The 12,765-nt window shown below is 53.4% G+C and carries 11 protein-coding genes and 1 riboswitch; of the genes, 3 read left to right on the top strand and 8 right to left on the bottom strand.

Annotated features, from left to right (window positions below):
- Window positions 1–158: 158 nt before the first annotated feature.
- On the bottom strand, window positions 159–1,010 hold the full coding sequence (gene murI, locus ACH0VJ_RS22025; RefSeq protein ID WP_000201805.1) for a glutamate racemase: 852 nt from the start codon (window positions 1,008–1,010) through the stop codon (window positions 159–161).
- A complete protein-coding gene (gene btuB / locus ACH0VJ_RS22020; RefSeq protein ID WP_000591403.1) occupies window positions 955–2,799 on the bottom strand; it encodes a TonB-dependent vitamin B12 receptor BtuB in 1,845 nt (614 codons plus the stop codon). Before btuB ends, murI begins: the two co-directional genes overlap by 56 nt.
- 65 nt (window positions 2,800–2,864) lie before the next feature.
- Window positions 2,865–3,058, bottom strand: a riboswitch (cobalamin riboswitch).
- 114 nt (window positions 3,059–3,172) lie between these two features.
- Between btuB and trmA the strand changes: the two genes are divergently transcribed.
- Window positions 3,173–4,273: a tRNA (uridine(54)-C5)-methyltransferase TrmA gene (trmA, locus tag ACH0VJ_RS22015; RefSeq protein ID WP_000186967.1), complete on the top strand. Its 1,101-nt coding sequence runs from the start codon at window positions 3,173–3,175 to the stop codon at window positions 4,271–4,273.
- Window positions 4,274–4,319: 46 nt separating this feature from the next.
- Here trmA and ACH0VJ_RS22010 read toward each other — a convergent pair whose 3' ends face one another.
- Together ACH0VJ_RS22010 and fabR are read right to left on the bottom strand one after the other, a co-directional pair.
- On the bottom strand, window positions 4,320–4,679 hold the full coding sequence (locus ACH0VJ_RS22010) for a YijD family membrane protein (protein ID WP_000813837.1): 360 nt from the start codon (window positions 4,677–4,679) through the stop codon (window positions 4,320–4,322).
- 15 nt (window positions 4,680–4,694) lie between these two features.
- The gene (gene fabR / locus ACH0VJ_RS22005) at window positions 4,695–5,330 is read right to left on the bottom strand and encodes an HTH-type transcriptional repressor FabR (RefSeq protein WP_000971958.1); all 636 of its coding nucleotides are present in this window, start codon (window positions 5,328–5,330) and stop codon (window positions 4,695–4,697) included.
- 198 nt (window positions 5,331–5,528) lie between these two features.
- Here fabR and sthA point away from each other — a divergent pair, with 198 nt between their 5' ends.
- A complete protein-coding gene (gene sthA, locus ACH0VJ_RS22000; protein WP_001120791.1) occupies window positions 5,529–6,929 on the top strand; it encodes a Si-specific NAD(P)(+) transhydrogenase in 1,401 nt (466 codons plus the stop codon).
- Here the strand turns inward: sthA and oxyR are convergent.
- From oxyR to argC, 4 genes are all read right to left on the bottom strand, one after another.
- Window positions 6,912–7,829, bottom strand: a complete 918-nt coding sequence (oxyR, locus tag ACH0VJ_RS21995; RefSeq protein ID WP_001025919.1) for a DNA-binding transcriptional regulator OxyR — start codon at window positions 7,827–7,829, stop codon at window positions 6,912–6,914. The two genes, sthA and oxyR, sit on opposite strands and share 18 nt — an antisense overlap.
- Before the next feature lie 284 nt (window positions 7,830–8,113).
- A complete protein-coding gene (gene argH / locus ACH0VJ_RS21990) occupies window positions 8,114–9,490 on the bottom strand; it encodes an argininosuccinate lyase (protein ID WP_001230052.1) in 1,377 nt (458 codons plus the stop codon).
- A 117-nt stretch (window positions 9,491–9,607) separates the two neighbouring features.
- Entirely contained in the window at window positions 9,608–10,384 is a 777-nt protein-coding gene (gene argB / locus ACH0VJ_RS21985) for an acetylglutamate kinase (protein ID WP_001575262.1), read from the bottom strand.
- Window positions 10,385–10,391: 7 nt separating this feature from the next.
- Complete coding sequence (argC, locus tag ACH0VJ_RS21980; RefSeq protein WP_000935331.1) at window positions 10,392–11,396, bottom strand: N-acetyl-gamma-glutamyl-phosphate reductase; 1,005 nt, start codon at window positions 11,394–11,396, stop codon at window positions 10,392–10,394.
- 88 nt (window positions 11,397–11,484) lie between these two features.
- Here argC and argE point away from each other — a divergent pair, with 88 nt between their 5' ends.
- On the top strand, window positions 11,485–12,636 hold the full coding sequence (gene argE / locus ACH0VJ_RS21975) for an acetylornithine deacetylase (protein ID WP_000800208.1): 1,152 nt from the start codon (window positions 11,485–11,487) through the stop codon (window positions 12,634–12,636).
- Window positions 12,637–12,765 lie beyond the last annotated feature (129 nt).

Raw genomic sequence — 12,765 nt, 5'->3', positions numbered from 1 at the left:
GCTTTTCTCCGTGAGGTTCTGGTCTGAACCCCGCTGACCCGGCGGCCTGTGTGCCGTTGTTCCGTGTCAGTGGTGGCGCATTATAGGGAGTTATTTCTGCCTGACAAGAGGAAATTTAAAATAATTTCTCAAGTGCCTGGTATTTACCCAAAACGCCATTAAACCGGCAGTTTTTCGAGCGTTTCAAAGCCATAACGCTGTAAAACGGGTAATAATTGTTCAGCTCCTGGCGTCATTGCCATGCAATAAGCAATATTGGCATCGGTTGATTTCGCATCCGGCGCTTCATGTTCCAACAGCCAGGCTGTACGACGCGCTATCGCCGCGCCGGAATCCACTAACCGCGTCCCTTCGGGCAGGACTTGCAAAAGCTCGTCCCGTAATAGAGGGAAATGCGTACACCCCAGAACGACCGTGTCAGGCGGCTCCGGCATTCGTAGCCATGGGCGTAATATGCGGCGCAGCTCTTCCAGCGATACCGAGTCGCCATGTAGTTTAGCTTCCGCCAGTTCCACCAGTTCTGCCGACCCCAACATCGCTATCTGACATTCATTAGCGAAGCGCGCAATCAGCTCGTGAGTATAAGGACGTTTGACCGTGGCTCTCGTCGCCAGTAGCCCGACGACGCCATTGGCGGTCAGCCGCGCCGCTGGTTTAATCGCAGGCACAACGCCCACCACCGGGAAGGCAAACTTTTCACGTAATGCGGGAAGTGAGACCGTACTGGCGGTATTACAGGCAATCACCGCCAGTGAAAGGGGATAGCGCTGCTGTACCGCAGTCACAATCTCGACAACGCGCTCGACGATAAACGTTTCACTCTTTTCCCCGTAGGGGAAAGCCACGTTATCGAAAGCATATATATAGTGGAGATCCGGCAGGAGCCGCCGAATCTCATCATAGACCGACAATCCACCGACGCCGGAATCAAATACCAGCACGGTGGGACGTGGTTCAGAAGGTGTAGCTGCCAGACAAGGTGTATTCTCGTCCTGCAGTTTGGTAGCCATAAACTGTCTCGTAATCTTTGTCGAACAGGTTGGCTATTTTACCACGAACTGTCAGATGTGAGGTGACCGGATATGCAACCGTAAGATCCCATAAACTGACGCCGCCCATTTTTACTGTCCGGTATGGGTAAGCGGAGTAGTCCGAATCATATCGGGAACCAAGGTATTGATATGTCACCCCCCAGTCAAAATCGTAAACGTCCCAGTCAAGTTGATATTTTGCCATCTGTTTGGAACGCCGGGGTAATGGCGTATCGGTAATCGCATTACGCGCATCAACGTAATCATAACTGACCGTATGCGTTAACGGTCCGGTATCGAAATTCGCCGTCGCCTCAATACCTTTAATGCGCGCCTTACCTTCGTTGTAATATTTTTGCAGATGATCGTCATAATCGATCATGTCATTAATATCGTTACGATAACCTGAAATACGCCAGCTGACGCCAGCGGTTAGCCCTTCAAATGCGCCTTCCCACTGTTTACTCTTTTCAGGATTCAGGTTCGGATTACCGTAATAACCATACAGTTGGCCCAAATTAGGCGCTTTGTAGGAGGTTCCGTAGGAGGCAATAAAGCGATAACCTTCTATAAACTCCCATCCCGCGCTGGTTTGCCATGTACCATGACGACCAAACTGGGAGTTGTCATCACTGCGCGCCGCCGCTTCCAGAGTGAAGTCACCCAACTGTTGTAATCCTGTCAGGTAAACCCCGGTATTACGCTGGTCATATCCCTCGGGCACATAGCCGGTACCTGGCGTGGTAGTCTGTTTCTGCCAGTCTACGCCCGCCCCAACATTACCGTGCCCCACGACCACACTGTTGGTCCATTGAACATTGTACTGTTTCATCTCATCCAGCGTGGCGGAGGTATCATACCGGCCATAGTGCGGATCATAGTTGTAATCTTTACTGTGGCTATAGCTTGAAACCAGCTGAGACTGAATACGTTCGCCATTAAAGCGCAGCCCGGCGTCCCAGCTTTGGCTATAAAGTTTGCGTGTATCAATCAGCGGCGAGCCCGGCGAGTAATAGGCGTCGTAATCGGTACGGTTATCGTAGCCATAACCACGCACGAATCCGCTCCAGCGATCAGAAAAGGTATGCTCTAACGCGCCATAAAGCGTTTTACTCAAAAAGCCGTCCCGGTCAGGCTGCGCCTGCATCCCGGTACCGCCTTTCGCTACCACGTCAAACCCTTTGGTGTATTCGTAATCGCCGATCAACGTCGCCCGCGTGTTTTCGCCAAGTTGCTGTTGCGTCGAGATGTCGTAATTCTGGTAGCTATTGCTTCCCCATCCAGCGGTTAATTCTGTGCCTGGGTTATCGCGCGTCGTAATGATATTCACTACGCCGCCGATAGCATCGGAACCATAAATAGCGGAGCGCGGACCGCGAATATATTCAATGCGCTGTACCAGCGACACCGGGAACTGGCTGAGATCGGCGGACCCGCTCACGCCTGCTAAATTCAGACGCACGCCGTCAATCAATACCAGTACATGGCTGGAGTTGGTGCCGCGAATGAAAATGGAGGAGTTTTGTCCGGCGCCGCCGCTCTGCGCAATATCGACGCCAGGCAAACGGCGCAGAACATCATTTACGGAGGTCGATTGCCAGCGTTCAATATCCTGACGCGTCACGATGGTAACGGGCGCCAGAACCGCGCTGCGCGGCTGCTGAAAACGGTTGGCGGTGACAACCAGGGTATCCGGGCTAGTGTCCTGCGCCCAAGCGGAAAAGGCCGTGACGGAGAACGCCGTCAGCAGCGTAGCTTTTTTAATCATTGTAAAGCATCCACAATATAAGAAGGATGCCGCAGGCTTCATCGATAGTACGCGATGATGAAAAACCAGATGCGACGTTAGCCGGCAGGTCTTCGGGCTTGGAGGGTTATCCGTTGGCTGGATAGCAGAAATGATGACTTCCCGCCGGAGGCAGTGTCTGCTTACGCTCTCATCTCACCTTTCCTTACCGCTGCGCGTCAGCTCCAGATTTTCACTGGATTCCCTATTAACTCACAGGACCGGCCCACGGATGCTACCGTCTGTCACAACACCCTGTCCAGACCGCGCATCACAAATCAGAAATCATCAATAGCTGGACATCCACTGAGCAATCCCTACAATCCCCGCGTACTTTTATTATTCAGGATGCGATATGACCCCCGAACATCTTCCGACAGAACAGTATGAGGCGCAGCTAGCCGAAAAAGTGGCGCGCTTGCAGAGTATGATGGCGCCGTTTTCTGACCTGGTTCCGGAAGTATTTCGCTCGCCGGTCAGTCACTATCGTATGCGTGCGGAATTTCGCCTGTGGCATGACGGCGATGACCTGTACCACATTATGTTTGATCAGCAGACCAAAAGCCGGATTCGCGTTGACACCTTCCCGGCGGCCAGCCAACTGATTAATACCTTAATGAAGGCGATGATTGCCGGCGTGCGCGATAATCATGCACTGCGGCATAAGCTGTTCCAGATTGATTATCTCACGACCTTGAGCAACCAGGCGGTAGTGTCGTTGCTGTACCATAAGAAGCTGGACGAAGAGTGGCGTGAAGCCGCCACTGCGTTACGCGATGCTTTACGCGCGCAAGGTCTGAACGTACACCTGATTGGCCGGGCCACTAAAACTAAAATCGAATTGGATCAGGATTATATTGATGAGCGTCTGCCTGTGGCAGGTAAAGAGATGATCTACCGCCAGGTCGAAAACAGCTTTACGCAGCCAAACGCCGCCATGAATATTCAGATGTTAGAGTGGGCGCTGGAGGTGACGAAAGACTCAAAAGGCGATCTGCTTGAGTTGTATTGCGGCAACGGCAATTTTTCTTTAGCGCTGGCGCGCAATTTTAACCGCGTGCTGGCAACCGAAATCGCCAAACCGTCCGTCGCTGCCGCACAGTACAATATTGCCGCTAATCATATTGATAATGTGCAAATTATTCGCATGGCGGCGGAAGAGTTTACCCAGGCGATGAATGGCGTTCGTGAGTTTAACCGCCTGCAGGGGATCGACCTGAAGGGCTATCAGTGCGAAACCATTTTTGTCGATCCGCCGCGCAGCGGTCTGGACAGCGAAACGGAAAAAATGGTGCAGGCTTATCCACGTATTCTGTACATTTCCTGCAATCCGGAAACGTTGTGCAAAAACCTGGAAACGTTAAGCCAGACGCACACGGTGTCTCGCCTGGCGCTATTCGATCAGTTCCCGTATACACATCATATGGAATGCGGGGTATTACTCACCGCAAGGTAAAATGTACGTCGGATGGCCGGTTATACCGCCATCCGGCATTCGCACACTATTCCGCGGTGTCCTCCTTGCGGTTACGCAGTTTAAAGCCAATCCAGAATACCAGAATCACCGACAGCACCGCCGGGAAGAAATTAGAGCCAATATCCGGATATTCTGCACGCACCACGGTGCTATACAGTAAAACGCCAAGAATGAAACAGGCGGCGGCCAACCCCGGCAAACCTACCGGCATAGTACGATTTTGGTAGCGCTGATGCAGGCAATATACCGTCAGCACCAGCGAGATAACCGGGAATACGGAGAACGGCACAATAGCGCTAAACAGCGCCGCGAATGTGCCGTTAATCGATAAGCCAGCGATGAGCGCCAGCAACAGCGTACCTTTATCTTGACCTGACTGTTTCATTACTCGTCCTTCACGTTATTCGGAATGATGTGCTATTTTCTCTTGCTCACGGCGATACCAGTAATACGCCCCTTTCGCAATCATGCGCAGTTGCAATACCAGCCGCTCTTCTAATTGCCGACGCTGTTCAGCGCCGATGTCCAACGCCTCTGCGCCCGCGCTAAAGACAATAGTCACCATCGCTTCGGCCTGGGCTTCAGTAAACGCGCGCGGCATATGGTTTTCGAGTTCCAGATAGTCGGCAAGTTCCGCAATAAAATGCTGAATCTCCCGCGCGACGGCGGCACGAAACGCCGCTGAAGTGCCGGAACGCTCGCGCAACAACAGACGGAAGGCGTTGGGGTTGTTGCCGATAAACTCCATAAATGTGGAGACCGACGTGCGAATGACGCTGCCGCCTTTCGCGATGCGCTGTCGCGCCTGACGCATCAACTGACGCAGCATCAGACCGCTTTCATCCACCATCGTCAGACCGAGTTCATCGACATCGCGAAAATGACGGTAAAACGACGTTGGCGCAATGCCCGCTTCACGCGCCACCTCACGCAAACTCAGGCTGGCAAAACTCCGCTCAGCGCTCAGTTGGCTGAATGCGGCTTCCACCAGCGAACGCCGGGTTTTTTCTTTTTGTTGCGCTCTAACACCCATCACAATGTCTGAATCCTTCCATATGCCTTATTCGGCACTATACCAGAGAATAAAAGTAACGGGTTCACACTGGATTGTGAATGATTGTTTACAGACAGTTTGTGCTCCGGCTTCGCAAAAAAGCACAACGATAATTGGGTTAAAGCTGGGCAAATGTTATCATCGTGTTTATTTTATGTATAAAAACAGGTGAGTAATACCATGCCACATTCCTGGGATTATGATGCAGTCGTCATAGGGTCAGGCCCCGGCGGTGAAGGCGCTGCAATGGGTCTGGTTAAGCAAGGAGCACGCGTCGCGGTGATTGAGCGTTATCATAACGTTGGCGGCGGATGTACCCACTGGGGCACCATCCCATCCAAAGCCCTTCGCCACGCCGTCAGCCGTATTATTGAATTTAATCAAAACCCGCTCTATAGCGACCACTCCCGTCTCCTTCGTTCTTCTTTCGCCGACATCCTTAATCATGCCGATAACGTGATTAATCAACAAACGCGTATGCGTCAGGGGTTTTATGAGCGTAACCACTGTGAAATATTGCAGGGCAACGCCCATTTTATTGACGAACATACCCTGGCGCTGGAATGCCATGACGGCACGGTTGAAACCCTGACGGCAGAAAAATTTGTTATTGCCTGTGGTTCGCGTCCTTACCATCCCAGTGATGTGGATTTCTCGCATCCGCGCATTTATGACAGCGACTCAATCCTGAGTCTCCACCATGAACCGCGCCACGTTATTATTTACGGCGCTGGCGTTATCGGCTGCGAATATGCGTCCATCTTCCGCGGTATGGATGTGAAAGTGGATCTGATCAACACCCGCGATCGCCTGCTGGCCTTTCTCGATCAGGAGATGTCCGACTCTCTCTCTTACCATTTCTGGAATAGCGGCGTGGTTATTCGCCACAATGAAGAGTATGAGAAAATCGAAGGCTGCGATGATGGCGTCATCATGCACCTGAAATCCGGCAAAAAACTGAAGGCTGACTGCCTGCTTTATGCTAATGGCCGTACCGGTAACACCGATTCGCTGGCGCTGGAGAATATTGGTCTGGAAACAGACAGCCGTGGACAGCTCAAAGTCAACAGTATGTACCAGACCGCCCTGCCGCACGTCTATGCGGTGGGCGACGTGATTGGCTATCCCAGTCTGGCCTCCGCCGCCTACGATCAGGGGCGTATTGCAGCGCAGGCGCTGGTGAAAGGCGAAGCGACCGCGCATCTTATCGAAGATATCCCCACCGGGATTTATACCATTCCGGAAATCAGTTCTGTCGGCAAAACCGAGCAGCAGTTAACGGCAATGAAAGTGCCTTACGAAGTGGGCCGCGCGCAGTTTAAGCATCTGGCGCGAGCGCAAATCGTCGGCATGAACGTCGGCACGCTAAAAATTCTCTTCCACCGCGAAACCAAAGAAATTCTGGGGATTCACTGCTTTGGCGAACGCGCCGCCGAAATTATTCATATCGGCCAGGCAATCATGGAGCAGAAAGGTGGCGGTAACACCATTGAATACTTCGTTAACACCACCTTTAACTACCCAACCATGGCGGAAGCTTATCGGGTTGCGGCGTTGAACGGCTTAAACCGCCTGTTTTAACGCCTTGTCGAAATGGCCATCCATTGCGCCACGGATGGCCTCTGCCAGTTGCTCATAACGGCTACGCAGCGGCGATCCCGGGCGATAAACCAGCCCCACGGTACGACGCGGCTCCGGCTTAATGCATGGCAGATAAACCACGCCGTCGCGCTTACGCTCCTGCGGTACGGCCAGCGCGGGGAGTAGTGTAATACCACTGCCCGCCGCCACCATGTTACGCAGCGTTTCCAGACTGGTCGCCCGGAAATGGGTATCTTCATCCGCTCCCGCTTCAAAACAGAACCCCATCGCCTGATCGCGCAGACAGTGGCCATCTTCCAGCATCAGCAATTTCTCGCCCGCCAGATCGGACATCGGCACGCGATCGCGATTCGCCCACGGATGATCCTCATAAATAGCCAGCATCATGGGCTCATCAAACAGCGGCACTTCGATAAACGCCTCGCTCTCTTTCACCAGCGCCAGAATAGCGCAGTCAAGCTTGCCGCTATCGAGTTGCGCTAACAACTGATGCGTTTGCGCCTCATGCAGATACATTTCCAGCTTCGGGAAAGTCTGGTGCAACATTGGAATGATAAGCGGCAGCAAATAGGGACCAATTGTTGGGATTAAACCAATATGCAGCGGGCCGGACATCGTCTCGCCTTGTTGGCTTGCCATCTCCTTGAGCACCTTGACCTCACGCAGTACGGTACGCGCCTGATCCACCAGCAGTAAGCCCGCCTGGGTAAACAGCACTTTACGGCTCGTACGCTCCAGCAGCATAACGCCCAGCTCATCTTCCAGCTTACGTATTTGCCCACTAAGGGTTGGCTGGCTGACGTGACAGGAGTCCGCCGCTCGCCGGAAATGGCGATGTTCGGCTAACGCCACCAGATATTCAAGATCACGAATATTCATTATTCATCCTCCGTCGCCACGATAGTTCATGGCGATAGGTAGCATAGCAACGAACGATTATCCCTATCAACCTTTCTGATTAATAATACATCACAGAACGGAGCGGTTTCTCGTTTAACCCTTGAAGACACCGCCCGTTTAGAGGGTATCTCTCGAACCCGAAATAACTAAAGCCAACGTGAACTTTTGCGGACCTCTGGTCCGCTTTTTTTTTGCGTAAAAAAGCCCGGCGTCGCTGATGCTCGGCCGGGCAGTATTACCTGATGGCGCTACGCTTATAAGGCTTACAACGCGAGGCGCGCCTTCGCATCGTCGATGGCCTGCGCCACCTGCTGCGGAGAAACGCCGCCTTTTGCCGCCCGTTTATCCAGACACGACTGCAAAGACAATATCGGATACACATCGTCGCCAATCACGCGGCTGAATTTCTGTAAATCGGCCAGCGGCAACGCTTCCAGCGGCTTACCCTGGCGAATGGCTTCTACCACCGCTTCGCCGACAATATGGTGCGCTTCGCGGAACGGCACGCCTTTCGCGACCAGGTAATCCGCCAGCTCCGTGGCGTTGGCATACCCCTGTTGCGCCGCGTCCTGACAACGTGGGCGTTTCACCTGAATACCGTCCAGCACCAACGCCGCCATATGCAGGCAGTCAAGCCAGGTATCGAGCGCATCGAACAGCCCTTCTTTGTCTTCCTGCATATCTTTGTTATACGCCAGCGGCAGACCTTTTAAAGTCATCATCATGCCGGTTAACGCCCCTTGTACGCGACCGCACTTACCGCGAATCAGCTCCAGCGCGTCCGGGTTTTTCTTCTGCGGCATTAACGATGAACCGGAAGTCACGCGGTCAGAAAGCTCTACAAAGCCCGCTTCACCAGAATTAAAGAAAATCAGATCTTCCGCGAAGCGTGACAGATGCACCATGCCGATAGCCGCATCAGAAAGCAGTTCCAGTACGTGGTCACGATCGGACACGCTGTCCAGGCTGTTGCGGGTCGCAGACGTAAAGCCCAGCCAGCCTGCCAATTGTTCACGGTCAATCTCATAGGCCGTTCCCGCCAACGCGCCGCAACCTAGCGGACTCACGTCCAGACGTTTAAGCGTGTCCTGCAGGCGGCTTTCATCGCGCGCCAGCATTTCGACATACGCGAGACACCAGTGGGCGAAAGTCACTGGCTGCGCGCGTTGCAGATGGGTATATCCCGGCATTACCGCGTCCTGGTTCGCCTGCGCGGTTTCCACCAGCGCGCTCTGTAGCTGGCGGTTAGCGGTAAGCAGTTCCCTCACCGTCTCTTTGCACCACAGTTTCAGGTCCGTCGCCACCTGATCGTTACGGCTGCGCCCGGTGTGCAGCTTTTTACCCAACTGACCCACTTTGTCGATGAGCTTACCTTCCACCCAGCTATGGATATCTTCCGCATCGCTTTGCAGGATTTGCTGCGGATTCGCGCGAACCTCTTCCAGCAGCACGTTCAGCGCTTCTTCCAACTGTCGTTGCTCATCGGCAGTCAGTACGCCTACCGTGACCAATGCTTTGGACCAGGCCACAGAACCGACAATATCCTGCTCCGCCAGACGGTAATCGAAGCGCAACGAATCATTGAATTGTTTAAACCGCTGGTCTGCCGCCTGTGTAAAACGCCCACCCCAAAGTGCCATAATAGACTTCCTTAAATTCTTCGAATTTCACTGCCGGATGGCGCTACGCTTATCCGGCCTATAATTTCTGTTCACGCAGGACCGATAAGGCGCAGCCGCCATCGGGCGAACAAATAGTTAAGCCAGAATACGCGTGCCAATCGGCGTACCGTTAAACAGCGCCGGCAGTTGCTCCGCATGACGCCAGGAAGCGATATCCACCGGGCGACCCAGCGCCCGCGCAGCATCGAGAGCCGCATTCACTTTCACAATCATCCCGTCGGTAATAATGCCCTGGTCGATAAGCTGCTCGGCTTTGGACGCCGTCATTTCGGCGATACGCTGGCCTTTGCCGTCCAGAATACCGCTCACGTCAGAAAGCAGGATCAGATCGGCCCCCAGCGTCGCCGCCAGCGCGGTTGCCGCCTGATCGGCGTTGACGTTCATCAGTTGGCCGTCGTCTGTTACGCCAATGGAGCTGACCACCGGCAGAAAGCCGTTTTCCAGCAGCATGTTAATCAGCTTCGGCGACCCCGGCTGCGCCAGCCCGACGTGGCCTAACGCTTCATCGAGTTGGGTCACGTTTACGCTGTCGCCATCGCCCAGAAACAGACCAACAGAGGCGATATGGTGTTTCTTCGCCCAGGCCAGCAGAGTTTTGTTAGCGGTTCCCGCCAGCGCGCCGGTAATGATGCCAATCTGATCGGCAGGCGTCACGCGCAGGCCGTCTTTCTTTTTCACGGGCAAATTCAGCCCTTTCATCAGCTCATCCACCACGCAACCGCCGCCATGAACAATCACCAGCGGACGCTGATGGGACTCACGATAGTTGACCAGCGCGGTAAAAAGACGTTCCAGAGCCTCTTCGCTATCCAGTAATACGCCACCCAGCTTGATAATTAATGGATTCATCATTTCACCCTTAAATAAGAGACTGCGTTTCAGCGAAGCCAAAACGAATATTAGCGCACTGTACTGCCTGCGCCGCTGCGCCTTTCAACAAGTTGTCTTCGGCTGCCACCACAATCAGATGTTCGCCCTGGACGGCAAAACCAATATCGCAGAACGGCAGCCCGACGACGTTCTTTAACGCCGGAACGCCTTTGTCATACAGGCGCACCAGCGGTTTGTCGCCATAGGCTTTTTGCAACACGTCGGCGACCTGCGCATGGGTTACTCCCGCTTTCAGGCGGCAGGTAATGGTTTCCAGAATCCCGCGCGGGAAATTCCCCAGATGCGGGGTGAAGATGACCTCCGCGCCCAGATGGGCAGCGATTTCCGGCTGATGACGATGCGTAAACACGCCATACGGTTGCAAACTCACTTCACAGAAACTGTTCGATATTGCCGCCTTGCGCCCCGCGCCGCTCACCCCGCTGGTGGCATTAATTACCGGCCACTGCGTCAGATCGAGAAGCCCGCCGTCAATCAGCGGTTTTAGCGACAACTGCGCTGCGGTTGGATAGCAACCAGGAACCGCAATCAGATTCGCCGTGTTCAGTTTATCGGCATTCCACTCCGCCAGACCGTACACCGCCTGCTCCAGCAGCTCAGGATATTGATGAGTAAATCCGTAGTACTTTTCATAGAAGGCGCGATCGTTTACCCGAAACGCGCCGGAAAGATCGAATACGACGCATCCGGCCTGTAAAAATTGCGGCGCCAGATCGTGGCTCACTTCATGCGCTGTCGCCAGGAACACCACATCAACATCTGCACTAAAATCACGTACATCCGACATCGGTTGCAATGGCAGGTCGACAATCCCTTTTAACTGCGGATGTAAATCAGAAATTAACTTTCCTGCATCATTGCTTTGCGCTGAGACGGTCAAAGCGGTTATGGTCATATGTGGGTGGCGATTTACGTAGCTTACAAGCTCTGCGCCCGCATAACCGCTAGCGCCTACAATCAGCGTATTCAACATCGGGTTCCTTTATGCTCAACGTTAATGTATTTTTATTCATAATTAATGCATGAATATTGATACTATCATGACCTGAGGTGTGTCAACAATGAAAAACGTTTTACCGCCATTTATCGAGATTTACCGCGCTTTGATTGCCACACCGTCGATAAGCGCAACCGAAGAATCCCTGGATCAAAGTAATGCGTCTTTAATCACTTTGCTTGCAGGCTGGTTCAGCGATCTTGGTTTCAACGTAGAGGTTCAACCGGTTCCAGGAACGCGAAACAAATTTAATATGCTCGCCAGCACCGGACATGGCGCGGGCGGTTTGCTGCTGACCGGCCATACCGACACAGTTCCCTTTGATGACGGACGCTGGACGCGCGACCCGTTCACGCTGACCGAGCACGACAATAAGCTCTATGGTCTGGGCACTGCGGATATGAAAGGCTTCTTCGCTTTTATTCTGGACGCGCTACGTGACGTTGACGTCACAAAGTTGAAAAAGCCGCTCTACATTCTGGCGACCGCCGATGAAGAGACCAGCATGGCGGGGGCGCGTTATTTTTCCGAAACCACGGCATTACGTCCGGACTGCGCGATCATTGGCGAACCGACGTCGTTGCAACCGATACGCGCGCACAAAGGGCATATCTCTAATGTCGTTCGCGTCCTGGGGCAGTCCGGTCATTCCAGCGACCCGGCGCGTGGGGTTAACGCCATTGAACTGATGCACGATGCGATTGGCCATATCATGCAACTGCGTGACTCGCTGAAAGCGCGGTATCACTACGAGGCGTTTACCGTTCCGTATCCAACGCTGAATCTGGGCCATATTCACGGCGGCGATGCCTCAAACCGTATCTGCGCCTGCTGCGAATTGCATATGGATATTCGTCCACTGCCGGGCATGACGTTAAACGACCTTAATGGACTGCTTAACGACGCGCTGGCCCCGGTAAGCGAACGCTGGCCGGGCCGCCTGACGGTGGCGGAATTACATCCGCCGATTCCAGGTTATGAGTGTCCACCGGACCACCAACTGGTTGAAGTAGTAGAAAAACTGTTGGGAACGAAAACCGACGTGGTGAACTACTGTACTGAAGCGCCGTTTATGCAGACATTATGCCCAACGCTGGTGCTTGGTCCGGGCTCAATTAATCAGGCGCATCAGCCGGATGAATATCTCGAAACGCGTTTTATTAAGCCAACCCGGGAATTGATTACCCAGGTAGTACACCATTTTTGCTGGCATTAATGCATATTGCCCGGTGACGTGATGTTTACCGGGCCTACCCCGTCTTGTAGGCCGGATAAGCGCAGCGCCATCCGGCGTCTCTACGCCACATGTTCATAAGCATTTCTTATTTGGCACGATGCGAATTAA

It is taken from the genome of Salmonella sp. 2020_1459 (assembly GCF_043847915.1).
Lineage (GTDB): Bacteria > Pseudomonadota > Gammaproteobacteria > Enterobacterales > Enterobacteriaceae > Salmonella > Salmonella enterica.
Note: the sequence above shows the minus strand (reverse complement) of the source record. Positions and strands in the feature narration are given on the sequence as shown.